We start from the raw sequence: 22,714 nt of genomic DNA on the forward strand, positions 1-22,714 counted from the left end.
ACTGGCGCGGCCGCCGGCTCGCCGCGCTCGGCCTCACCCCGCGCCGGCGCCCCTGACCCCGCGTCGGCTGCACCCATCGCTGCACGGCCGGCGTGCAGCCGTGGGTGCATGGGTGCGGGTGCTCGGACCCCGCGTCCGCTGCACCCATGCCTGCACGGGCGGTGCCCGTGACGAGCGGCGTCCGCACCCGTAGCCTGCGCCGGTGAGCACTGATGATCTCGAGGTCCATGTCGACGTCGCGGCCCCGAGGGAGGCGGTGTGGGCGCTGCTCGGCGACCCGACCCGGATGGGCGAGCTGTCGCCGGAGTGCCGGCGCGTGACGTGGGTCGGCGACGTGCGCGTGCCCGAGGTCGGGGCGCGGTTGCGGGGCGTCAACCGGCGCGGGGCGAGCGTGTGGGCGACCGTGTCCCGGCTGGTCGAATACGTGCCGGGGGAGCGGATCGCCTGGGAGTCGCGGTTCGCCGGGCTGCCCGTGTCGCGCTGGGCGTACGCGCTCGCCGACGGTGCGGACGGCGGTACCCGGGTCGTCGAGTCGTGGCGCGACCAGCGGCACTGGTTCGTCCGGCTCGTGTCGCCCGCGGCCCGGTTCACCCTCGACGCCCGCGAGCACAACCGGCGGGGCATGGAGGTCACGCTGCAGCGGGTACGCGACCTCGCCGAGGCCACCACCCGCTGACACCGTCCGACCGCCCCACAGCAGAGGCTGTTTAGGTCACATCAGGCGTTCGTAATTGACGGCCGAGCGTGAAGTTAGGTAAGCCTTACCTTATGACCTTCCGCCTCCGTCGTGCCCTGCCCGCCCGCCGCCCGCTCATGACGTCCGCCGCCGCACTGCTGCTCGCCGTCCCCGTCCTCGCGGCCTGCTCCGACGCCCCCGCCGACCGCGCCGTCGCCGTGACCGGCACCGACACCGAGTGCGCGGCCGAGGCGGCGACCGTCGAGGCGGGCGTCGTCGCGTTCACGTTCTCCAACGAGGCGTCGAAGGAGAACGAGCTGTACCTGCTGCGCCCGGACGGCTCGATCGTCGGCGAGCGCGAGGGGGTCGGCCCGGGCACGACGGCGACGCTCACCGTCGAGGTGGAGCCGGGTTCGTACGCGCTGCGCTGCAAGCCCGGCATGACCGGCGACGGCATCACCACCGCGCTCGTCGTGACGGCGGCGGCCGCCGCCGCGGCGCCCGCGACGACGGACCCGACCGTCGCCGTCGCGGTCACCGCCTACCGCGCCTACGTCGCGGAGCAGGTCGCCGCGACCGTCACGGCGACCCAGGCCCTGCAGGCCGCCCTCGAGGCCGGCGACCCCGGGCGGGCCCGCTCGCTCTACGCCGCGAGCCGGGTCGGCTGGGAGCGCATCGAGCCCGTCGCCGAGTCGTTCGGTGACCTCGACCCGAAGATCGACCTGCGGGAGGCCGACCTCGAGGACGGTCAGACCTGGACCGGGTGGCACGTCGTCGAGAAGGGCCTGTGGACCGGCCCCGCGACCGACGGGTCGGCCGCCGCCGCGGCCGCGGCGACGAAGGCGCTCGTCCCGGTCGGCGAGCGGCTGCTCGCCGACCTCGCCGACCTGCAGGGCCGGGTCCCGACCGCGACGATCACCGCCACGTCGATGGCCAACGGGGCCAAGGAGCTGCTCGACGAGGTCGCGACCGGCAAGGTCACCGGTGAAGAGGAGGCGTTCAGCCACACCGACCTCGTCGACGTCCGGGCCAACATCGACGGCGCCCGGAAGGTCGTCGACCTGCTCGCGCCGGTGCTCGCCGCGAAGGGCTCCGACCTGCAGCCCGAGCTCACGCAGCGGTTCGCCGCCCTGGACGCCGTCCTCGACGGGCACCGCACCGGCGACGCCGAGACCGGGTTCGTCGCCTACGACACCGTCGACGCCGCGGGCCGCCGGGCGCTCTCCGCCGCCGTCGACGCCCTCGCCGAGCCGCTCAGCCGGCTCGCCGCCGAGGTCGTCGCGTGACCCCGCACGCCGCACCACCGGGCGCGGCGGACGCCGGCACCCGGGCCTGCAGCGGCCGGTGGTGCGGCGTGCGGNTCGTAGGCGACGAACCCGGTCTCGGTGCGGTCGGTCTCGCGGCGGTCGGTGCCGCGGCGGGGTCGGCCGCGACGGCCGCGGTGCGGGCGGACGACGGCCCTGCGGGGCCCGTGGGTGTCGTCCCGTTCCACGGTCCGCACCAGGCCGGCATCGCGACAGCCGTCCAGGACCGGATGCACACCGCGGCGTTCGACGTGACGACGGGCGACCGCGCGGCCCTCGCCCGGCTGCTCAGGCGCTGGACCGAGGCGGCCGCGCTCATGACCGCCGGTGAGCCGGTCGGACCGGGCGGGGCGCTGCCCGAGGTCGGCGAGGCACCGCCCGACGACACGGGCGAGGCGCTCGGGCTGCCGGCGGCGCGGCTCACTCTGACGTTCGGCGTCGGCCCGGGCCTGTTCACCGAGGGCGGGCGTGCGGACGGCGCCGACCGGTTCGGCCTCGCGGCGCGCCGTCCGGACGCCCTCGTCGGGCTGCCCGGCTTCGCGGGCGACCGGCTCGACCCGGCGCGCAGCGGGGGCGACCTCGTCGTCCAGGCCTGCGCCGACGACCCGCAGGTCGCCGTCCACGCGATCCGCAACCTCGCCCGGATCGCGTTCGGCACCGCGGCCGTCCGCTGGAGCCAGATCGGCTTCGGGCGCACGTCCTCGACGACGCCGGCGCAGGCCACCCCGCGCAACCTGTTCGGCTTCAAGGACGGCACGAACAACGTCGACGGCGACGACCCGGCGGCGCTGCGCGAGCACGTCTGGGTCGACGCCGCGGCGGACGGCGCCCCCGCCTGGGTCGACGGCGGCACCTACCTCGTCGCCCGCCGGATCGCGATGCGCGTCGAGACCTGGGACCGGGCCTCGCTCGCCGACCAGGAGCGGATCACCGGGCGCGCCAAGGGCACCGGGGCGCCGCTGCACCCGGCCGTCCGGGGCCGCCCGGACGACGCCGCCGGCCGGGCGCTGCTCGAGCGGGAGCCGGTCCGGGTCCGCGAGCTGCCGCCCGACTCGCACGTCGCCCTCGCCCACCCGGACGCGAACGGCGGCCGGAGGATCCTGCGGCGCGGGTACTCGTTCGTCGACGGCTCCGACGGTCTGGGCCGGCTCGACGCCGGGCTGTTCTTCGTGGCGTTCTGCCGGGACCCGCGCACCCAGTACGTCCCGCTGCAGGCGAAGCTCTCCCGGACCGATGCGATGGCGGAGTACCTCGTCCACACCGGTTCGGGACTTTGGGCCGTTCCGCCGGGCGTCCGGGAGGGGGAGTACTGGGGCCAGGCCCTCCTGGAGGGCTGATCGGGTTCCGCGGGCCGGATCACGACTTGACCCATGACCTGGGGTTTAGGTAAGGCTTACCTTCGTGACCATCGCCTCCGTCGTCCCGACGTCCTCGCCCCGCCGTGCCGGTGCCACCGCCGCCGCACTCCTCGCCGTCCTCGCGCTCGCCGGGTGCTCGAGCAAGCCCGTCGACGTGACGGTCGCCGTGACCGGCACCGACACCACGTGCACGCCCGCCGCGGATGTCGCGGAGCCCGGCGTCATCCAGTTCGACTTCACGAACAACGGTACGAAGGAGAGCGAGCTCTACCTGCTCGACGCGAAGGGCGGCACGGTCGGCGAGCGCGAGGACGTCGGCCCCGGCACGACGGCCAAGCTCGTCGTCGAGGTCGAGGCCGGCAGCTACACGCTGCAGTGCAAGCCCGGCCAGAAGGGCGACGGCATCAAGGCGCCGTTCACCGTCACCGGCTGATCCCGGCGAGGGCGGGGGACGGTCGGGCGCCGGGCGTCAGGCCCGGCGCCAGAGGTCGTGCCACGCGACGCCGAGCTCGCCGAAGAGCTCGCGCAGCAGCGGCAGGCTGACGCCGACGATGGTGTGGTAGTCGCCCTCGATGCCGCTGACGTACGCGCCGCCGAGGCTGTCGACGGTGAAGGCGCCGGCGACCTGGAGCGGCTCCCCGGTCGCGACGTAGGCGTCGATCTCGGCGTCCGAGAGGTTCGCGAAGTGCACCGTCGCCGACGCGACCGCGCCGAGCGTGCCGCCGGGCCGCACGGGCTTGCCCTTGGGGTCCGTCGCCCCGGCCGGGACGTCGTCGCGCGCGTCCACGAGCCAGTGCCCGGTGTGCAGCACCCCGGACCGCCCGCGCATCCGGCGCCAGCGCGCGGCCGCCTCCTGCGCCGTCCCCGGCTTGCCGTGCACCTCGCCGTCGAGCTCGAGCACCGAGTCGCAGCCGAGCACGATCGCCCCGTCGGGGAGGTCGTCGCGCGCGGCGACGGCCTCGGCCTTCGCCTTCGCGAGGACGAGCGCGACGTCCTGCGCGTCGGTCACGCCGTAGTGGGCGACGACGGCGTCCTCGTCGACGTCGGAGACGACGACGTGCACGTCGACGCCGGCGCGCTCGAGCGTCGTCCGGCGGGCCGGGGAGGCCGAGCCGAGGACGACGACGGGCCCGCCCGCGCCCGTTCCGGGGGTGCTCATGCGAGGGCCTTCCTGAGGACGTCGAGGGGGACGGAGCCGAGGTCGAGGGCCCGGCGGTGCCAGGCGGCGAGGTCGAAGGCGTCGCCGTCGCGGCGGCGGGCGTCCTCGCGCAGGGCGAGCCAGACGCGCTCGCCGAGCTTGTAGGACGGGGCCTGGCCGGGCCAGGTGAGGTAGCGCTCGGTCTCGAAGCGGGTCGAGGCCTCGCCCATCCGGGTGTGGGCGGTCATGAAAGCGAGCACCTGGGCGGCGTCCCAGGTGCCGCCGCCGACCTCGGCGGGGGCGGGGAGGCGGCAGTGGACGCCGATGTCGACGACGACGCGGGCCGCGCGCAGGGCGTGGGCGTCGAGCATGCCCATGAGGTCGCCGGGCTCGTCGAGGTAGCCGAGCTCCTCCATGAGCCGCTCGGCGTAGAGCGCCCAGCCCTCGCCGTGGCCGGAGACCCAGACGCCGTAGCGGCGGTACCGGTTGAGCCGGGCGGCGTTCCAGGCGGTCTGGCCGATCTGGAGGTGATGGCCGGGGACGCCCTCGTGGTAGACGGTCGAGGTCTCCCGCCAGGTGGAGAAGCTCGTGACGCCTTCGGGCACGGACCACCACATCTGCCCGGGACGGGAGAAGTCCTCCGACGGCGAGGTGTAGTAGATGACGCCGGACGACGAAGGCGCGAGCCGGCAGCGCAGGGTGCGGATCGGTTCGGGGATGTCGAAGTGGGTGCCGCCGAGCTCGGCGACGGCGGCGTCGGAGGCGGCCTGCATCCAGTCCCGGAAGGCCTCGGCGCCCTCGATCCGTCGCGCCGGGTCGGCGTCGAGGACGGCGATCCCGGCGGCGACGGCGGCGGCGACGGACGCCGGGTCGTCGCCGGCGGGCGCGTCGGGGTCGAGCGCGCGGCCGACCTGCGCCATCCGGGCCTCGATCCGGGCGAGCTCCTCCAGGCCCCACGCGTAGGTCTCGTCGAGGTCGACGCGGTCGCCGACGAAGTACTGCGAGTGCAGGGCGTAGGCGTCGCGGCCGCAGGCGTCGTCGGTCGTCGCGGCGGGCAGCAGGTCGGTGCGCAGCCAGTCGGCGAGGTCGGCGTACGCGGCGGTGGCGCGGTCGGCGAGGGCGCGGGCCGCGCCGCGCGGGTCGGAGGCCGCGGCGGCGGGGGTGCCGGTGAGGTCGAGGCCGTCGACGAAGGTCGTGAAGAAGCCCGCGGCCGGGGCGCCGTCCCCGGCGAACTCGACGGCCTGCTCGGTCGCCGTCCGGACCCCGGTGAGCGTCGGCCGCCAGCCCGCCGCGCGGGCGGCGAGCAGGCTCTCCCGGTACCCGGCCAGTGCTGCGGGCAGCGCGTCGAGCCGGTCGAGGACGGCGGTCACCTCGTCGGGCGTGCCGGTGCCCTGCACGTCGAACACCTCGCGCAGGCCCTGGACCGGGGTGTCGATGTTCCCGACGAGGGCGCCGTCCAGCCCGGCGTCGTGCCGCGCGAGCGCCAGGCCGAGCCGCTCGCGCAGCACGGCGACCGTGACCTCGTCGACGGCGTCCGCGACCGGGAGCGCGTCGAGCGAGGCCAGGGTGCGACGGCACAGCGCCGCCCTGGCCTCCAGACCCGCCGGGGAGTAGTCGGTCATCCCGGACTCGTGGCCCTGGAGACCGTCGGCGGTCGCGGAGACCGGGTCGAGCCGGCACATCTGCTCGAGGTGCGCGTCGGCGGCCTCGTCGACGGCGGTGCGGGGGCGGGCTGCGGCCGTGCGTGCTGTCACGCCCCGACCGTAGCCGAGGCGCCCGCTCAGACCTGGTGACGCTGCCCGTGCGCCGCCTCCCGCATGACGTCGAGGAGCGCCTCCTGCTCCTGCGTGACGCCGCGGCCGGCCGCCACGGTGATGCCGCGGGCGCCGGCGATGAGCGGGATGTCCGGCTCGCCGTCCGCCGACACCCGGGCCATCGCCCAGCGGCTGAACACGCGCTGCGGCACCGTCTCGGCGGTGAGGACCCTGACGTCGTCGTGGCGGGGGTCGGCCTCGATCCGGGCGAGCAGCCCGCGCACCGCCGTCTCGTCGCCCTCGAGCACCTGGACGAACACGTCCTCGGTGAGCAGGAGAGCCCCGGTGATCCCCAGCTTCTTGTTCTTCGACCGGGCGGTCGTGAAGATCTCCCCGAACACGCGCCGCCGGTCCTGCTCCGGCACGAGGTTGTGGCTGCGGTACAGAAGACGGAACACCGGGCCGTCGGCCCCGTCGGTCGCCGGACTCGTCATGCGGACTCCCTTGTCGCACCGTTCGCCTGTCGACAGATCGCCGGGGACCATCCTGTGCACGTCGCGGCCGTTCTCCGGATCTCACTGTGAGACACCCCACGACGGCGGCCGCGGGCGTTTCCGGACGCCGGTGCCGGGTACCGGACCGGTACGGACGCGAACCGCTCGCGGACGGATCGAGCCACGAAGGAGACCCATGTCCGACGTCATCGAGACCGTCGAGGTCGCCGTCCCCGTACGCACCGCCTACAACCAGTGGACCCAGTTCGAGGAGTTCCCGCGGTTCATGGAGGGCGTCGAGACGATCACCCAGGTCAGCGACACGCTGACGCACTGGAAGATCAAGATCGGCGGGGTCGAGCGGGAGTTCGACGCCGAGATCACCGAGCAGCACCCCGACGAGCGCGTGGCCTGGCACAGCATCGGCGGCACCGACCACGCCGGCGTCGTCACGTTCCACCGCCTCGCGGACGACCTGACCCGCGTGACACTGCAGCTCGACACGACGCCCGAGGGCCTCGTCGAGAACCTGGGCGACAAGCTCGGCCTGGTCAAGCACCGCGCCAAGGGCGACATGAAGCGCTTCAAGGAGTACATCGAGTCGCGCGGCGTCGAGTCCGGCGGGTACCGGGACGACGTGCAGAAGAGCTCGCCGGCGGAGTGAGCCGTGCGCGATAGGCGCTGACACGGATGCGCCGTCGGAGCAGGTGAAGAGCGGACGAGGCCCCGGGAGCTGCGGCTCCCGGGGCCTCACGCCGTCCCCGTGCGCGCGCGTTCCGGGCCGCCGTGGAGTGATGCCGTCCACATGCTTTGCTCTGCCCTCAGAAGTGAGGGTGACGTGTTGAGGGTCGCCGGCTACTGATCGTCGCGCCATGGCTTCGGCGTTGCTCGCCGAAACGCCGGTCCGACCGCGGGGAGTCGCGGAGCAACGCCGAAGCTGTGGCGCGACCGTCGGCCGGCACCCTCACACCTGAGGGCAGAGCAGGGCGTTCGCCTGTCTCACCCTCACTTCTGAGGGCAGAGCAAAGCCTGCGTGCGCAGGTCTGCCGGGCTGGGCTCGGAGCTACAGGCCCAGCCGGTCCGGGCGTGTGTAGACGTTGAACGTGCCTCCGCGGGAGAAGCCGACGAGGGTCATGCCCGCCTCCTCGGCGAGCTCCACGGCCAGGGACGACGGCGCCGACACCGCGGCGAGCACGGGGCAGCCGGCGGTCCAGGCCTTCTGGACGAGCTCGAACGAGGCCCGGCCGCTCACCTGGAGCACGTGCCCTGCGAGCGGGACCCGGCCGGCCTCGAGCGACGCGCCGACCACCTTGTCGACGGCGTTGTGCCGGCCCACGTCCTCGCGCACCGTGACGAGGTCGCCGGCCGGGGTGAACAGGCCCGCGGCGTGCAGGCCGCCGGTCGTGGCGAAGACCCGCTGGGCGGTGCGGAGCCGGTCGGGCAGGCCGGCGAGGACCTCGGGGGAGATGCGGACGTCGTCCGTCGAGACGTCGAACGCCGACCGGGCGCGGACCGCCTCGATGGTCTCGGTGCCGCAGATCCCGCAGGCGCTGCTCACGTGCCGGTGCCGGGCGGCCTCGGGCGCGGCGACGCCCGCCGCGAGGACGACCTCGACGACGTTGTACGTCGGCTCGCCGTCGGCATCGCGGGAGGCGTCCGGGCAGTGCCGGGCGCCGAGGACGTCGGCGGGGGAGCGGACGACGCCCTCCGCGACGAGGAAGCCCAGGGCGAGCTCGAGGTCGTGCCCGGGGGTCCGCATCGTCACCGTGAACGGGGCCGGCTCGCCCGTCGTCCCGAGCCGGATCTCCAGCGGCTCCTCGACCGCGAGCGTGTCGGGCCTGGCCGGCCGGGCGTGGACGCCGTCGGCGTCGACGGCGACGCGGACGACGCGGCGGCGGGTGGTCGCATGGGGCACCCGCCCATCGTCGCCCCGCGCGGGGCCTGCCGCGAGCCGCACCACCCTCCCGGGCGTCCCACGATGCGGAACTTAGGCCCGCAACGTGGGCACGGGGCCCGACCGGCGTCTGCCCCGCGTGCCACCCCGTGATGCATGCTGGCTGTGTGAGCAACGGCGCTTCGAGTCCACCTCCCACCGCCCCCGGCGCCACCGCCGACCCCGCCGAGGTCGCGCGGTCCGTCGTCGCGGCGCACCGCGGCGACCGGGGCGCGCTGCTGCCGATCCTGCACGGCGTCCAGCACGCCCTCGGGTACGTGCCGACCGAGGTCGTGCCGGTCATCGCCGCCGAGCTCAACCTCAGCCGCGCCGACGTCCACGGCGTCGTCTCCTTCTACCGGGACTTCCGGCGGACGTCGCCCGGCCGCACGGTCGTCGGGCTGTGCCGCGCCGAGGCGTGCCAGGCCGTCGGCGCCGACGCCCTCGCCGCGCAGGTCGAGGCCCGCCTCGGTGTGGAGTGCGGTGCGACCCGGGCCGACGGCGGCGTGACCCTCGACGAGGTCTTCTGCCTCGGCAACTGCGCGCTCGGCCCGGCCGCGATCGTCGACGGCCGGGTGCTCGGCCGGGTCACCGTCGACACGGTCGCGGCCCTCGTCGACAGCCCCGCCGACGCCCCTGCCGGCAGCCCGGCCCAGCCCGAGGGGGTCGGCGCGTGAGCCGCACCGTCTACGTCCCGCGCGACAGCGCCGCCCGGTCCGTCGGTGCGGACGGCGTCGCGGCCCGGGTCGGGCAGGCCGCCGCGGGCGCGGACGGCGTGACGCTCGTCCGCAACGGCTCCCGCGGCCTGCTGTGGCTCGAGCCGCTCGTCGAGGTGAGCGTCGACGGCGGCCCGCGGCACGCCTTCGGCCCGGTCGCCCCGCGCGACGTCGCGGGGCTGCTCGAGGCCGGTCTGCTCGACGCCGACCCCGCGGACCCGTCCTCCGCCCTCGCCGGGCACCCGCTGCACCTCGGCGAGACCGAGAAGCTCGAGTGGCTCGCGTCCCAGAACCGGCTCACCTTCGGCCGGGTCGGCGTCGTCGACCCGCTGTCGGCCGACGACTACCTCGCCCACGGCGGCACCGAAGGGCTGCGCAAGGCCCTGTCGATGGCGCCCGAGGAGGTCGTCGCGGAGGTCACGGCGTCCGGGCTGCGCGGCCGCGGCGGCGCGGGCTTCCCGGCCGGGGTCAAGTGGAAGACCGTCGCCGACGCCACCGCCGACATCAAGTTCATCTGCTGCAACGCCGACGAGGGCGACTCCGGCACGTTCGCCGACCGCATGCTCCTCGAGGGCGACCCGTTCTCGACGATCGAGGGCATGACGGTCGCGGCGTCCGCGGTCGGCGCCCGCGAGGGCTACGTCTACATCCGCAGCGAGTACCCGGACGCCGTCGCGACCCTGACGAGCGCCGTCGAGATCGCGTACGCCCGGGGCTGGCTCGGGGAGAACATCCTCGGCTCGGGGCTCGACTTCGACCTCTTCGTGCGGGTGGGCGCCGGCGCCTACATCTGCGGCGAGGAGACCTCGATGCTCGAGAGCCTCGAGGGCAAGCGGGCCGTCGTCCGGGCGAAGCCGCCGCTGCCGGCGCTCCAGGGCCTCTTCGGCCGCCCGACGGTCGTCAACAACCTGCTCACGCTCGCGACCGTGCCCGCGGTGCTGTCCGGCGGTGCGCAGGCGTACGCCGACCTCGGCGTCGGACGCTCGCGGGGCACCCAGGTCTTCCAGGTCGCGGGCAACGTCAGGCAGGGCGGCATCGTCGAGACCGCGTTCGGCGTCACCCTCGGCGAGCTCGTCGAGCGCTGGGGCGGCGGGACGGCGTCCGGCCGGCCGGTGCGCGCCGTCCAGGTCGGCGGTCCGCTCGGTGCCTATCTGCCGCCGTCCCGGTTCGACCTGCCGATGGACTACGAGGCGTTCGCGGCCGTCAAGGCGATGGTCGGCCACGGCGGCGTCGTCGTCTTCGACGACACCGTCGACATGGCGGTCATGGCCCGCTTCGCGATGCACTTCTGCGCCGAGGAGTCCTGCGGCAAGTGCACGCCCTGCCGGATCGGCGCCACCCGCGGCGTCGAGACCCTCGACCGGATCCGGGCCGGCGTCGACCGGGAGAAGAACCTCGCCCTCCTCGACGACCTCTGCACGCTCATGACCGACGGGTCGCTGTGCGCCATGGGCGGCCTGACCCCGATGCCGGTGCGCAGCGCGATCGAGCACTGGCCGGAGGACTTCCACCGCGAGCCGGTGCCGGTGAGCATCGGCCGGCACCGCCCGGGCCGGGACGCCGCGTCGGCCGGGCCGGTCTACACCCCTGCGAACGCGTCGGTCGCGGCGTCCCTCGGGGCGCCCGCCGGCAGCGCGCCGTCCACGAACGAGGAGGTGGCACCGTGAGCCTGCTCAAGGAGCCCGACCACGGCACGCCGGCACGGACCTCGGACACGACCGTCCGGGTCACCGTCGACGGCCAGGGCGTCGAGGTGCCGAAGGGCACGTCCGTCATGCGGGCGGCGTCGCTCGCCGGCGTCGCCGTCCCCAAGCTCTGCGCGACCGACTCGCTCGAGGCGTTCGGCTCGTGCCGGCTCTGCCTCGTCGAGATCGACGGGGTCAAGGGGACGCCCGCCTCGTGCACGACGCCCTGCGCGGACGGCATGAACGTCACGACCCAGAACGACCGCCTCGCCGACCTGCGCCGCGGCGTCATGGAGCTCTACATCTCCGACCACCCGCTCGACTGCCTCACGTGCGCCGCGAACGGCGACTGCGAGCTGCAGGACATGGCGGGCGTCGTCGGGCTGCGCGACGTCCGGTACGGGTACGCGGGGGAGAACCACACCCACCAGGAGAAGGACCTTTCCAACCCGTACTTCGACTTCGACCCGAGCAAGTGCATCCTCTGCAGCCGCTGCGTACGCGCCTGCGACGAGGTGCAGGGCACGTTCGCCCTGACGATCGAGGGCCGCGGTTTCGACTCCAAGGTCTCCCCGGGGACGGGCGAGAACTTCTTCGACAGCGAGTGCGTCTCGTGCGGCGCCTGCGTGCAGGCCTGCCCGACGTCGACGCTGCAGGAGCGCAAGGTCGTCGAGATCGGGATGCCGACCCGGTCGGTCGTCACGACGTGCGCGTACTGCGGCGTCGGCTGCTCGTTCAAGGCCGAGATGCGCGGCGGCGAGGTCGTCCGGATGGTCCCGTTCAAGGACGGCGGGGCGAACGAGGGCCACTCCTGCGTCAAGGGCCGCTTCGCGTGGGGGTACGCGACGCACTCCGAGCGGGTGCTGTCGCCCATGGTCCGGGAGAGCATCGACGACCCGTGGCGCGAGGTCTCGTGGGACGAGGCCATCGCCTACACGGCCGAGCGGCTCACGGCGATCCAGGCCGCGCACGGCCCCGGGTCGATCGGCGGCATCACCTCCTCGCGCTGCACGAACGAGGAGGTGTACGTCGTCCAGAAGATGGTCCGGGCGGCGTTCGGCAACAACAACGTCGACACCTGCGCGCGGGTCTGCCACTCGCCGACCGGCTACGGCCTCAAGCAGACGTTCGGCACGAGCGCCGGCACGCAGAACTTCGCGTCCGTCGCGAAGGCCGACGTCATCGTCGTCATCGGCGCCAACCCGACCGACGGCCACCCGGTGTTCGCGAGCCGGATGAAGCGCCGGCTGCGCCAGGGCGCGAAGCTCGTCGTCATCGACCCGCGCCGGATCGACCTCGTCCGGTCGCCGCACATCGAGGCGGCGCACCACCTCCAGCTCGCCCCGGGCACGAACGTCGCGGTCGTCAACGCGATGGCGCACGTCGTCGTCACCGAGGGGCTCATGGACGACGCGTTCGTCGCCGAGCGCTGCGAGGGCACCGACGAGTGGGTCGCGTTCATCTCGCAGCCCGAGAACAGCCCTGAGGCGGTCGAGCACGTCACCGGCGTGCCGGCGTCCGAGCTCCGCGCCGCCGCGCGGCTCTACGCGACCGCGGGCAACGCGGCGATCTACTACGGCCTCGGCGTCACCGAGCACAGCCAGGGCTCGACGATGGTCATGGGCATGGCGAACCTCGCGATGGCGACCGGCAACATCGGCCGCGAGGGCGTCGGCATCAACCCGCTGCGCGGCCAGAACAACGTCCAGGGCTCGTGCGACATGGGCTCGTTCCCGCACGAGCTGCCCGGGTACCGGCACGTCTCGGACGACGCCGTCCGCTCGGTCTTCGAGACCCTCTGGGGCCGCACGCTGCACTCCGAGCCCGGTCTGCGGATCCCGAACATGTTCGACGCCGCGATCGACGGCACCTTCCGCGGCCTCTACGTGCAGGGCGAGGACATCGCGCAGTCCGACCCGAACACGACGCACGTCCACAAGGCGCTGCGCTCGATGGACCTCGTCGTCGTCCAGGACCTGTTCCTCAACGAGACGAGCAAGTTCGCGCACGTCTTCCTGCCGGGGACGTCCTTCCTCGAGAAGGACGGCACGTTCACGAACGCCGAGCGCCGGATCAACCGGGTGCGGCCGGTCATGCAGCCGAAGAACGGCAAGCACGAGTGGCAGATCGTCTGCGACATCGCGCAGGCCATGGGCTACCCGATGGCGTACGACCACCCGAGCCAGATCATGGACGAGATCGCCATGACGACCCCGACCTTCGCCGGTGTCTCGTTCGCGCACCTCGACGAGGTCGGCTCCCTGCAGTGGCCGTGCAACTCCAACGCCCCGCAGGGCACGCCGACCATGCACGTCGACGGCTTCGTCCGGGGCAAGGGGCATCTCATCCCGACCCCGTACGTGCCGACGAACGAGCGCTCGACGCGCAAGTACCCGCTCATCCTCACGACCGGGCGGATCCTGTCGCAGTACAACGTCGGCGCCCAGACCCGGCGGACGTCGAACTCGATGTGGCACGCCGAGGACGTCCTGGAGATCCACGCCCACGACGCCGAGGTCCGGGGCATCGAGGACGGCGAGCTCGTGCAGGTCTCGAGCCGGGTCGGGGCGACGACGCTGCGGGCGGTCATCAGCGACCGGATGCCGGTCGGGGTCGTCTACACGACCTTCCACCACCCCGTGAGCGGCGCGAACGTCGTGACGACCGACCAGTCGGACTGGGCGACGAACTGCCCGGAGTACAAGGTGACGGCCGTGCAGGTGGGGCTGGCGCAGGCCAGGACGCCGGCCGGGGTGGTCGCGCAGGACAGGCCGCTGCCGACGCCGGTCGCCGGCGACTGAGGGCTGGCCGGTCCCGGGACGGTCCGGGACGCGAGGACGTGGACGAGAGCGAGGACGAGGCGTGGCGGTGGCGGCACAGGTTCGCCTGGTGAACGACGTGGCACGGCACTTCCGGCACCTGCCGCACGACGAGGCGGTCGCGGGCGTCGCCGAGCACGTCCGCAGCTTCTGGGAGCCGCGGATGCGGGCCCAGCTGCTCGCCGCCGTCGACGCGGGTGAGGAGGGCCTCGACCCGCTCGCCGTCGAGGCGGCCGAGGCGCTCCGCCGATCCCTGCCGGCCCGCTGATCGTCGCCGGTCCACCGCGATCCAACACGCCGCGTTGATCTGCAGTTACTTTTCGTAACACTGCGGTTGTGTCATGCGCAGATACGCTGCATGCGTGGATCTTCAGGTCGGCCGGACGGCCGTCGTGGCCACGGTGCCGGGCGCCGAGGACCTGCTCGACCACGTCCCGACCCTGTTCGGCCCGGCGGCCGGGGCGACGGTGCTCCCGCACGTCACGGTGCTGTACCCGTGGCTTGCCCCGTCCGCCGTCACGGCGGCCGACCTCGAGGGCCTGCGGCAGCTGGCGGCCGAGGTCCCCGCGTTCGAGGTCGTCTTCGAGCGGTTCCGCTGGTTCCGCGGCGTGCTCTGGCTCGCGCCCGACCCCGCCGAGCCGTTCGTCCGGCTCACGGCGTCCGCGGCGCGGCGCTGGCCGCACACCCCGCCGTACGGGGGCGCCCACGCCGAGATCACGCCGCACCTCACGGTCATGGACCTCGACGGGGCCGGCATCGACGTCGACGACGAGATCGCCCTCAAGGACGCCGTCGAGCGCCTCGAGCCCTGGCTGCCGGTCGTGCACCGGGTCACCGAGCTGTCCGTCGTCCTCTTCGAGGGCGACGGGGCCTGGACGACGATCGCGCGGTCGCCGCTCGCCTGACCCGGCGCGCGGTCAGCGGCCGAAGGCCGACCGGAGCCGCTTGAAGCCCCAGGCGAGCGCGATGACGAGCACCCCGACGAGGAGCGCGCCGGCCGCGGGGTTCGACCGGGCCGCGTCGACGCCGTTCTCGGCCGCGACGACGGTGCGGCTCCGGGTGGCGGGCTTCGCGCCGGTGCCGTACGTGAAGGGGATCGTCCCGGCGAGCTGGGTGCCGTCCTGGAGCACGACGGTCCAGCGGACGACGTACTCACCCCGGCCGGCCTTCTGCGCGAGCGGCTGGGTCACCGTCCGCCCGTCGGTCGCCGTCCGCCCGGTCGACGAGACGACCCCGCCGGGCCCGTCGACGCGCACGAGCGCCGTCCCCCTCGCGACCCGGTCGCTGAAGGTGAGCGTGGCGGCGTCCGGCCACGACGACAGGCGCGCCTTCGCCGCGGGGGTGCTGGAGACGAGCGTCGGGGACGCCGCCCCGGCCGGTGCGGCGGCCGCCACGGCCAGCAGCGTGCCGAGCAGCACGGCCGCCAGGGCCGTGACGACGGCGACGCAGTGGGCCCCCAGCACTTTCCGCATGGGCGCAGCGTAGGTCGCCCGTGCGTGCGATCCCGCGGCGGCGCGGGGCGTGTCGCGCAGACGTGACGCACCCCGCGTGGCGGGCGCCCGGCGGGGGGCCGGGATACTCGCGCGGTGTCCTCCGTCGTCGTGCTGCGCCTGCTGGCGATCTTCGCCGTCATCGGGCTCGGCTGGGCGGCCGGGCGGACGAAGCTGCTCGGCGACGGCAGCGACACCGCGCGGGTCATGTCGAACGCCGCGTTCTACCTCTTCACCCCGGCCCTGCTCTTCCGGACGACGGCCCGGATCGACCTCGCGGCCCTGCCGTGGGCGACGCTCGGGGCGTTCTTCGGCCCGGTCGTCGCGCTGCTGCTCGCCGTGTACCTGCGCGAACGGCGTCGCGGGGGCCTGGAGCCGGCCGGGCCGTCGGTGCGTGCGATCAGCGTGAGCTTCGGCAACACGGTGCAGCTCGGGATCCCGATCGTCACGGCGCTGTTCGGCGAGGCCGGCCTGGCGCTGCACGTCGCGATCGTCAGCCTGCACGCGCTGACGCTGCTCACCGTGCTCACGGTGCTCGTCGAGGCCGACCTCGTGCGGGCCCACGTCGGCGGCGACCGGCCCGGCCCGCTCGCGACGGCGCTGACGACGGCCCGGCGCACCGTCGTCCACCCCGTCGTCCTGCCGGTGCTCGCCGGGCTCGCCTGGAACCTGCTGTCGCTGCCGCTCGGCGGCCCGTTCGACGAGATCCTGCGCACGCTCGGGCAGGCCGTCGTCCCGGTGTGCCTCGTGACGATCGGGCTGTCCCTGCACCAGTACGGCGTCGTCGGGGTCGCCGGCCCGGCGGTGGCGCTGTCGGTCGGCAAGCTCGTCGTCCAGCCGGCGCTCGTGCTCGTCGCCGCGCACTGGGGCGCCGGACTGACCGGGGTGCCGCTCGCGGTCGTCGTCCTCGCGGCGTCGCTGCCCATCGGCAGCAACGCGCTGCTCTTCGCGCAGCGCTACCGGGCCCGCGAAGGGGAGGCGACCGCGGGGATCGTGCTGTCGACGCTCGCCTTCGTCGTCACGGGCCCGCTGTGGCTGCTCGTGCTCGGGCGGTTCTGACCCGTCCTCGTGGTGCGGGGCGTCAGAGCTCGACGAAGCCGTCGACGCACGTGATCGTCGTCCCGCCGACCCAGACCGTGCCCTCGTCGTCCCGGGACAGGTGCACCCGCCCGGCGCGGCCGAGCAGGGTGCCCTGGGACGCGACGTAGGGGTAGGTGACGACCCCGGTGCTCTCGAGCCACGGGGCGATCGCTGCGTTGAGGCTGCCGGTCACCGGGTCCTCCATCGTCACGTTGCCACCACCGGGGCAGAACGCACGGACCTCGACCGCCTCCGGCGAGCCGCCCGGGTACGGGCCGACGACCCCGACGTAGAGGTCGCCGACGGACCCGGGGCGCAACGCGAGCACGGCGTCCGCGTCGCGCAGCCGGACGGCGACCCAGGGCGGGCCGTTGTCCGCGTGCACGGCGTCCAGGACGTCGGCGCGGGCGATGCCCAGGGCCGCGACCACCCGGGCGACGTCCGGCTCGTCGACCGGACCGGACCGGCGCAGCGGGGGAGCGGCGAACGCCAGCCGGCCCTCCTCGCGCCGCACCCGGACGAGCCCGGCGGCGCACTCCTGGACGACGTCCCGCGTGCGGTCGAGCCGGGAGGCGCCGTTGAGGGCGCTGCGCAGCCAGGCGTGGCAGGTGCCGAGCGTCGGGTGCCCGGCGAACGGGAGCTCCTCGCTCGGGGTGAAGATGCGGACCCGGTAGTCCGCCCCGGGCTTCGTCGGCTGGAGCAGGAACGTCGTCTCGGACAGGTTCGTCCACACGGCGAAGCGCTGCATCTGCTCGTCGGACAGGCCGTCGGCGTCCACGACGACCGCGACCGGGTTCCCCCGGTAGCGGGTCTGCGTGAAGACGTCGACCTGCGCGAAGCGTCGCCTCATGGCGTCATCCAAGCAGTCGCCGCCGACGAACGGCAGGGCCGACGACCCGGGTGAGGAGGATCTCTCAGCCGAGGAGCAGCTCGCCGACCTCGACCGGGGTGCCGCGGCGGGCGGACTCGAGCGCCGTCTCCAGCACGGCCTGGACGACGAGCGCCTCGGCGAAGTCCGGCATCGGTGCGACCGGCTCGGCGCCCGACAGCGCGGTGAGGATGTCGAACGCCTGGTGCGCGAACGTGTGCTCGTAGCCGATGGGGTGACCGGCCGGCCACCAGTTGCCGACCCACGGGTGCCCGGCGTCGCCGTCCGACACCTCGATGCGCGTCCAGCCGCGGACCAGCGGCTCGGCGGTCGCGTCGTAGTAGTCGAGGTAGGGCATCTCGTCGAACCAGAAGCGCAGCGCCCCGAGCTCGCCGTGGATCTCGAAGCCGTGGTGGTTGTGGAACCCGGTCGCGAGCCGGGTCGCCTCGAACGACGCGACGCCGCCGCCGGACAGCCGCGCGAGGAAGAGCACGGCGTCGTCCACGGTGTGGCTCGGCACGAACGTCTTGGTGATCGAGCCGCTCACCTCGACGATCTCCTCGCCCGTGACGAAACGGACGGCGTCGACGATGTGCGCGTTGAGGTCGCCGTGGGCGCCCGAACCGGCGATGCCGCCGTCGAACCGCCACACCGCCGGGGCGGCGGGGCCGCCCCACTGCTGGGCGTAGACCGCGCGGACGTGGCGGATCTCGCCGATCCGGCCCTGCCCGACGAGCGTGCGGGCCAGCGCGATCGCCGGGACCCGCCGGTAGCTGAACCACACGTACGTGGTGCCGGCCGCGGTCTTCGCCGCCTGCGCCATCGCCTTCGCGTCGGCGAACGTGCCCGCGAGCGGCTTCTCGCACGCCACGTGCTTGCCCGCCTCGAGGGCAGCCACCGCCTGCTCGCGGTGGACGTCGTTCGGCGTGCACACGTCGATGAGCGTCACCTCGGGGTCGGCGAGCGCGGTCGCGAGGTCGGTCGTCGACGACTGCCAGCCCCAGCGCCGCGCGAACTCCGCGGTCGCGGCGGCGTCCCGCGCAACGACGGTGCGCATGACCGGCGTGAGCGGCGGGTCGAAGAACCGCGTCACCTGCTGCCACGCGTTCGAGTGCGCCTCGCCCATGAACTTCGAGCCGACGAGTGCGATGCCCACGGTGCCGGTCATGCGCAAACCCTAGTGCGGCGCAGGTGACTGTGCCGGGGGCGGCGCACCGGCGCGGGGCAGGCCGGTCACCGCGGCAGCGAGGCCACGTCGACGACGCGGACGTCGGGCGCGAGACGGCGCAGGTCCTCGGGGTCGCTCGTGAGGACCGGGCCACCGTGCTCGAGCGCGCACACCACGACGCTCGCGTCCACGACGTCGCGGGTGCGGGCCCGCCCGCAGAGCGAGCCCGCAGCCTTGGCGGTCGCGGAGTCGAGCGGCACCACCCGGGCGAGCGGGTGGCTCAGCAGGTCGGCGAGGCGGACGTGCCGGGGGCCCTGCCGCCAGACCTGTGCGAGCGCTGCGGCCGGGACGCGGATCCCGCCGCCGGCGGCGGCTCGCTTCGCGAGGACCGCGACGCCCCGGTCCTCCCGTTCCAGGGCGATGAGTGCCCCTGCGTCGAGGACGAGCGGCTCCGTCGACGGTCCCGTCGCCACCTCCCGCCGCCGGGGGCTCACCGCCCCGCCAGCAGGTCGTCGGCCCAGGCCTTCTCCGCGTCGGTCATCGGCCCACCGGTCCGCTGCAGGATGTCGTCGACCATGGCGTCGAACCGGTGCTCGTCCTGGTAGGCCGCCATGGCCTCGGCGACGTACGCGGACACCGACGCGGCGTGCCCGTGCTTCACCGCCCGGCGGGCCGCGGTGACGAGGTGGTCGGGCAGGCTCACCGCGATCTTGATGGTCATACTTCTGTCATACCGCGGGATGCCCTCGCCACGCCAGAGGGATTCGGGTACGGCCGTCACGAGCCGGCCGCCTGGACGGTGTACCGGACGCCCTCGACCCGGCGTGGGACCGAGCCGCCGGCGAAGCCCGCGCCGTCCAGTGGGTCGAGCACGCATGCGTCAGGAAGCCATGCGCCGAAACCCGGTTGGACCTCGCCGCGGCTGAGGAGGACCTCGGAGATCTCGTTGTCGTGGGCGACCACGAGCCACAGTTCCTCGGTCTCCGCGCAGGACACCGCGACGACGCCGTCCAGGTGGTGGTCGAAGGTGAACCCGTCGAGGTCGGGGGAGCCCGATGTGGCCGCCGCCGCGCCGGGGCCGAGCAGGTGCGTTACCAGGAAGGTCAGCCAGTCGGCCGGGTAGTAGAACTTCTCGACGCCGCTCCAGGAGAGGCAGCAGCCTCGACCGCACGGCGACCAGCCGCACCCCATCGGTGGTTCGCGGTCTGTCAGGTTCCGTGGCGGGCGGTCGCCTCGTCGGCGTCGGAGCAGCACCTCCAGCTTCGGATGCGCGGGGACCGCGTACGGGTCGTCGCCCTCACGGGCGGGGCCGGCGTACGCCAGCGCGCGCAGATACTCGGTCTCGGCAGGATTGAGCGGCGGGTCGATGCTGACCCGGCCCAGCAGTTCGATATGCATTCCCATGGCCGCAGATCATGGCCCCGGTCTGCGACAGTCGTCGTCCGTCATCCACAGGCGCGGGACCGGAGCGGGTTATCCACAGGCCCGCAACCGGCTCTGGTGCAACGGGTCTCGGGCCGACAGGCTCGCGGCATGAGAAGGGACCCCGACGACAGGTCGGACATCTGGGATGTCCGCGACCCGGCGAAGCTCTTGCGGCGCATGGCTTCAGAGACCCCGTTCCTGCCCGGGGAGATCCGGCTCGCGTCGGTCGAGGATGCCTCGACGGAATGCCGGTTCCTCGGTCAGCTCCGCTTGGAACCGGGCGTCGTGGCACGAGCGGACGAGGACTCGCACGCCGGGTACGACCGTCGACATCGCCTGCTCGACGAGGCGGTCGCGGCGCTCCCGGCCGGGCCGGAGGAGCCGGGGCCACCGTGGACGACGGTGGTCCTGGTGTCCGCCCGGTACGGGCGGGTCGTCACCGGGATGCGCGAGCACCTGTGGGACGAAGCCGTGCACTTCTGCAACGAGTACGCGATGCGCTGGATGCTGCGCGGAGACCACGTGCTCCTGACCGAGCACGGGTGGCTCGTCCAGGGGACGTCGCTGGTCGGCGCAAGGCCGCACCTGCGCTCGCCGCGGCGGCGGCCCGTCAGAGCGCACCGGCCTCGGTGGATGAGCGGCCAGGCCACCAGGCAGATCAGCTCGGCCAGTAGGACGTCTTCCAGCCGTGCCGGCTCGGGGTGAACGCCGCCCGGATGTGCCGGTGGGCGTGGCCGTGCGCGGACCACGTGGCGGCCCGGTCGTCGTCCGTGGCCGACGGCGGTGCGCCCCCGCCCGAGCGGGCCGCGACGATCGCGAGGATCGCCGCGATCTCCTCGGGCGTGGCGTCGCCGGAGATGACGCGCAGGGTCGGCCGGGCGGACGGCGCCTGCGCGCCGTCCGTGGCCGTCTCGTCCCCGGCGCTCACAGCGGGATGTTCCCGTGCTTCTTCGGCGGCAGCGTCGCGCGCTTGGTCCTCAGCATGCGCAGCGCCTTGACGATCTCCGCCCGGGTCGACGACGGCGGGATGACCGCGTCGATGTAGCCGCGCTCGGCGGCGATGTAGGGGTTGGCGAGGGTGTCCTCGTACTCGGTGATGAGCCGGCGGCGCTCGGCGTCGACGTCTCCGGCGGCTTCCGAGACGTCCCGCAGCTCGTGCCGGTAGAGGATGTTCACCGCGCCCTGGGCGCCCATGACGGCGATCTGGGCCGTCGGCCACGCGAGGTTGACGTCGGCGCCGAGGTGCTTGGAGCCCATGACGTCGTACGCGCCGCCGTACGCCTTGCGGGTGATGACCGTGACCTTCGGGACCGTCGCCTCGGCGTACGCCCAGATGAGCTTGGCGCCGCGGCGGATGATGCCGTTCCACTCCTGGTCGGTGCCGGGCAGGAAGCCCGGGACGTCGACGAAGGTCAGGACGGGCACGTTGAACGCGTCGCAGGTGCGGACGAACCGCGCGGCCTTCTCGCTCGCGTCGATGTCGAGGGTGCCGGCGAACTGCATGGGCTGGTTCGCGACGACGCCGACGGAGCGGCCCTCGACGCGGCCGAAGCCGATGAGGATGTTCGGCGCGAACAGCGGCTGCACCTCGAGGAACTCGCCGTCGTCGAGCACCGCCTCGAGCACCGTGTGCATGTCGTACGGCTGGTTCGCCGAGTCGGGGATGATCGTGTCGAGGGCGTGGTCCTCGGCGTTCGGCTCGAGGTCGGCCTCGGCGTCGAACGCCGGGGCGTCCGAGAGGTTGTTGCTCGGCAGGTACGACAGCAGGGCGCGCACGTACTCGAGCGCGTCGTCCTCGTCGGAGCCCATGTAGTGCGCGTTGCCGCTCTTGCTGTTGTGCGTGCGGGCGCCGCCGAGCTCCTCGAAGCCGACCTCCTCGCCCGTGACGGTCTTGATGACGTCCGGGCCGGTGATGAACATGTGCGAGGTCTGGTCGACCATCACCGTGAAGTCGGTGATCGCGGGGGAGTAGACCGCCCCGCCGGCGCACGGGCCCATGATGAGCGAGATCTGCGGGACGACGCCGCTCGCGTGCACGTTGCGCAGGAAGATCTCGCCGTAGAGGCCGAGCGAGACGACGCCCTCCTGGATCCGCGCGCCGCCGGAGTCGTTGATGCCGATGACCGGGCAGCCGATCTTCATCGCGAGGTCCATGACCTTGACGATCTTCTCGCCGAAGACCTCGCCGAGGCTGCCGCCGAACACGGTGAAGTCCTGGGCGAACACGCACACCTGGCGGCCGTCGATCGTGCCGTGGCCGGTGACCACGCCGTCGCCGTAGGGCCGGTTGTGGTGCAGGCCGAAGTTGCGGCTGCGGTGCCGGGCCAGCTGGTCGAGCTCGACGAACGAGCCCTCGTCGAGGAGGGCGTCGATCCGTTCCCGTGCCGTCTTCTTGCCCTGCGCGTGGCGCTTCTCGACCGCCTTCGCCGACCCGGCGTTGATCGCCTCGTCGGCCCGGCGCTCGAGGTCGGCGAGCTTGCCCGCCGTCGTGTGGATGTCGATGTCCGAGGGGATCTCGGTCCCGCCCGCGCTCGCCGGCTCCGCCATGACGTCCCTTCCTGTCGGGGGCTGCACCGGTGCGGCCACCCGGTCCCCGAGCCTAGTCCGGCCGACCTGCGCGGGGCCGGGACCGTGAGCGGCGCTCGTCACACCGGCGCGTCGTCCACCCCCGAGCCGACCACTCGCCGATTCCTTTCGTTCAACCGATTGACGAACCTGTGAGTGCGGTCATACATTCCTTGTCGAAGCGCTTCGTCGAAGCGCTTCGACAATGACGGCGACAGTGGCAGTGGCGAGACCGGCGACG

At 73.9% G+C, this 22,714-nt stretch carries 23 protein-coding genes and 1 pseudogene; 12 read left to right on the forward strand and 12 right to left on the reverse strand.

The window, feature by feature from the left end:
* Positions 1–202: 202 nt before the first annotated feature.
* From ECOMGDLI_RS07450 to ECOMGDLI_RS07465, 4 genes and pseudogenes are all read left to right on the forward strand, one after another.
* Positions 203–676 carry an SRPBCC family protein gene (locus tag ECOMGDLI_RS07450; RefSeq protein WP_088315647.1) on the forward strand — a complete coding sequence of 158 codons (474 nt, stop codon included), beginning with the start codon at positions 203–205 and terminating at the stop codon, positions 674–676.
* Positions 677–768: 92 nt separating this feature from the next.
* Entirely contained in the window at positions 769–1,962 is a 1,194-nt protein-coding gene (efeO, locus tag ECOMGDLI_RS07455; RefSeq protein WP_088315649.1) for an iron uptake system protein EfeO, read from the forward strand.
* A gap of 75 nt (positions 1,963–2,037) precedes the next feature.
* Positions 2,038–3,317 (forward strand): annotated as a pseudogene (gene efeB, locus ECOMGDLI_RS36420) (iron uptake transporter deferrochelatase/peroxidase subunit); the annotation flags it as partial.
* Positions 3,318–3,381: 64 nt separating this feature from the next.
* Positions 3,382–3,771: a cupredoxin domain-containing protein gene (locus ECOMGDLI_RS07465; RefSeq protein WP_088315650.1), complete on the forward strand. Its 390-nt coding sequence runs from the start codon at positions 3,382–3,384 to the stop codon at positions 3,769–3,771.
* Between the two features lie 36 nt (positions 3,772–3,807).
* Here ECOMGDLI_RS07465 and ECOMGDLI_RS07470 read toward each other — a convergent pair whose 3' ends face one another.
* Genes ECOMGDLI_RS07470 through ECOMGDLI_RS07480 form a run of 3 tightly spaced genes read right to left on the reverse strand, consistent with a single transcriptional unit; the run spans position 3,808 to position 6,724 of the window.
* The gene (locus tag ECOMGDLI_RS07470) at positions 3,808–4,497 is read right to left on the reverse strand and encodes a nucleoside triphosphate pyrophosphatase (protein ID WP_088315652.1); all 690 of its coding nucleotides are present in this window, start codon (positions 4,495–4,497) and stop codon (positions 3,808–3,810) included.
* A complete protein-coding gene (locus tag ECOMGDLI_RS07475; RefSeq protein ID WP_233153350.1) occupies positions 4,494–6,230 on the reverse strand; it encodes a DUF885 domain-containing protein in 1,737 nt (578 codons plus the stop codon). The genes ECOMGDLI_RS07470 and ECOMGDLI_RS07475 overlap by 4 nt, the downstream gene beginning before the upstream one ends.
* A gap of 26 nt (positions 6,231–6,256) precedes the next feature.
* Positions 6,257–6,724 carry a BLUF domain-containing protein gene (locus ECOMGDLI_RS07480; protein ID WP_158220928.1) on the reverse strand — a complete coding sequence of 156 codons (468 nt, stop codon included), beginning with the start codon at positions 6,722–6,724 and terminating at the stop codon, positions 6,257–6,259.
* Positions 6,725–6,920: 196 nt separating this feature from the next.
* Between ECOMGDLI_RS07480 and ECOMGDLI_RS07485 the strand changes: the two genes are divergently transcribed.
* Entirely contained in the window at positions 6,921–7,388 is a 468-nt protein-coding gene (locus tag ECOMGDLI_RS07485; protein ID WP_088315656.1) for an SRPBCC family protein, read from the forward strand.
* Between the two features lie 399 nt (positions 7,389–7,787).
* Here ECOMGDLI_RS07485 and fdhD read toward each other — a convergent pair whose 3' ends face one another.
* Complete coding sequence (gene fdhD, locus ECOMGDLI_RS07490; RefSeq protein WP_088315658.1) at positions 7,788–8,639, reverse strand: formate dehydrogenase accessory sulfurtransferase FdhD; 852 nt, start codon at positions 8,637–8,639, stop codon at positions 7,788–7,790.
* Positions 8,640–8,785: 146 nt separating this feature from the next.
* Between fdhD and ECOMGDLI_RS07495 the strand changes: the two genes are divergently transcribed.
* The 5 genes from ECOMGDLI_RS07495 to ECOMGDLI_RS07515 all read left to right on the forward strand — a co-directional run bounded on the left by ECOMGDLI_RS07495 (position 8,786) and on the right by ECOMGDLI_RS07515 (position 14,782).
* Complete coding sequence (locus tag ECOMGDLI_RS07495; RefSeq protein WP_198954646.1) at positions 8,786–9,334, forward strand: formate dehydrogenase subunit gamma; 549 nt, start codon at positions 8,786–8,788, stop codon at positions 9,332–9,334.
* A complete protein-coding gene (locus tag ECOMGDLI_RS07500) occupies positions 9,331–11,040 on the forward strand; it encodes an NADH-quinone oxidoreductase subunit NuoF (RefSeq protein ID WP_088315660.1) in 1,710 nt (569 codons plus the stop codon). The genes ECOMGDLI_RS07495 and ECOMGDLI_RS07500 overlap by 4 nt, the downstream gene beginning before the upstream one ends.
* Positions 11,037–13,859: a formate dehydrogenase subunit alpha gene (gene fdhF / locus ECOMGDLI_RS07505; protein ID WP_088315662.1), complete on the forward strand. Its 2,823-nt coding sequence runs from the start codon at positions 11,037–11,039 to the stop codon at positions 13,857–13,859. The genes ECOMGDLI_RS07500 and fdhF overlap by 4 nt, the downstream gene beginning before the upstream one ends.
* A gap of 88 nt (positions 13,860–13,947) precedes the next feature.
* The gene (locus ECOMGDLI_RS07510; RefSeq protein ID WP_198954647.1) at positions 13,948–14,145 is read left to right on the forward strand and encodes a formate dehydrogenase subunit delta; all 198 of its coding nucleotides are present in this window, start codon (positions 13,948–13,950) and stop codon (positions 14,143–14,145) included.
* A 94-nt stretch (positions 14,146–14,239) separates the two neighbouring features.
* Positions 14,240–14,782: a 2'-5' RNA ligase family protein gene (locus ECOMGDLI_RS07515; protein WP_158220929.1), complete on the forward strand. Its 543-nt coding sequence runs from the start codon at positions 14,240–14,242 to the stop codon at positions 14,780–14,782.
* A 12-nt stretch (positions 14,783–14,794) separates the two neighbouring features.
* Here the strand turns inward: ECOMGDLI_RS07515 and ECOMGDLI_RS07520 are convergent, their stop codons facing one another.
* Positions 14,795–15,349, reverse strand: coding sequence for a copper resistance CopC family protein (locus tag ECOMGDLI_RS07520; protein ID WP_088315668.1), 555 nt, complete (start codon positions 15,347–15,349; stop codon positions 14,795–14,797).
* Between the two features lie 114 nt (positions 15,350–15,463).
* Between ECOMGDLI_RS07520 and ECOMGDLI_RS07525 the strand changes: the two genes are divergently transcribed.
* Positions 15,464–16,426 (forward strand): AEC family transporter, encoded by a 963-nt coding sequence (locus ECOMGDLI_RS07525; RefSeq protein WP_088315670.1) that lies wholly within the window; start codon positions 15,464–15,466, stop codon positions 16,424–16,426.
* Between the two features lie 22 nt (positions 16,427–16,448).
* Here the strand turns inward: ECOMGDLI_RS07525 and ECOMGDLI_RS07530 are convergent, their stop codons facing one another.
* From ECOMGDLI_RS07530 to ECOMGDLI_RS07550, 5 genes are all read right to left on the reverse strand, one after another.
* Positions 16,449–17,297 (reverse strand): PhzF family phenazine biosynthesis protein, encoded by an 849-nt coding sequence (locus tag ECOMGDLI_RS07530; RefSeq protein ID WP_088315672.1) that lies wholly within the window; start codon positions 17,295–17,297, stop codon positions 16,449–16,451.
* A 64-nt stretch (positions 17,298–17,361) separates the two neighbouring features.
* The gene (locus ECOMGDLI_RS07535) at positions 17,362–18,483 is read right to left on the reverse strand and encodes a Gfo/Idh/MocA family protein (RefSeq protein WP_088315674.1); all 1,122 of its coding nucleotides are present in this window, start codon (positions 18,481–18,483) and stop codon (positions 17,362–17,364) included.
* Positions 18,484–18,548: 65 nt separating this feature from the next.
* Positions 18,549–18,956: a PIN domain-containing protein gene (locus ECOMGDLI_RS07540; RefSeq protein ID WP_088315722.1), complete on the reverse strand. Its 408-nt coding sequence runs from the start codon at positions 18,954–18,956 to the stop codon at positions 18,549–18,551.
* Between the two features lie 17 nt (positions 18,957–18,973).
* Entirely contained in the window at positions 18,974–19,204 is a 231-nt protein-coding gene (locus ECOMGDLI_RS07545) for a toxin-antitoxin system antitoxin subunit (RefSeq protein WP_088315676.1), read from the reverse strand.
* 56 nt (positions 19,205–19,260) lie between these two features.
* Positions 19,261–19,887, reverse strand: coding sequence for a hypothetical protein (locus ECOMGDLI_RS07550; RefSeq protein ID WP_143447564.1), 627 nt, complete (start codon positions 19,885–19,887; stop codon positions 19,261–19,263).
* 129 nt (positions 19,888–20,016) lie between these two features.
* On the opposite strand from ECOMGDLI_RS07550, the gene ECOMGDLI_RS07555 reads away from it, so the two are divergent.
* A complete protein-coding gene (locus tag ECOMGDLI_RS07555) occupies positions 20,017–20,613 on the forward strand; it encodes a hypothetical protein (RefSeq protein ID WP_088315680.1) in 597 nt (198 codons plus the stop codon).
* Here the strand turns inward: ECOMGDLI_RS07555 and ECOMGDLI_RS07560 are convergent.
* Together ECOMGDLI_RS07560 and ECOMGDLI_RS07565 are read right to left on the reverse strand one after the other, a co-directional pair.
* A complete protein-coding gene (locus ECOMGDLI_RS07560) occupies positions 20,567–20,836 on the reverse strand; it encodes an acyl-CoA carboxylase epsilon subunit (protein WP_088315683.1) in 270 nt (89 codons plus the stop codon). The genes ECOMGDLI_RS07555 and ECOMGDLI_RS07560 overlap by 47 nt on opposite strands.
* Positions 20,833–22,455 carry an acyl-CoA carboxylase subunit beta gene (locus tag ECOMGDLI_RS07565; protein WP_088315685.1) on the reverse strand — a complete coding sequence of 541 codons (1,623 nt, stop codon included), beginning with the start codon at positions 22,453–22,455 and terminating at the stop codon, positions 20,833–20,835. The genes ECOMGDLI_RS07560 and ECOMGDLI_RS07565 overlap by 4 nt, the downstream gene beginning before the upstream one ends.
* Positions 22,456–22,714 lie beyond the last annotated feature (259 nt).

This window comes from Kineosporia sp. R_H_3 (genome assembly GCF_002198675.1).
GTDB lineage: Bacteria > Actinomycetota > Actinomycetes > Actinomycetales > Kineosporiaceae > R-H-3.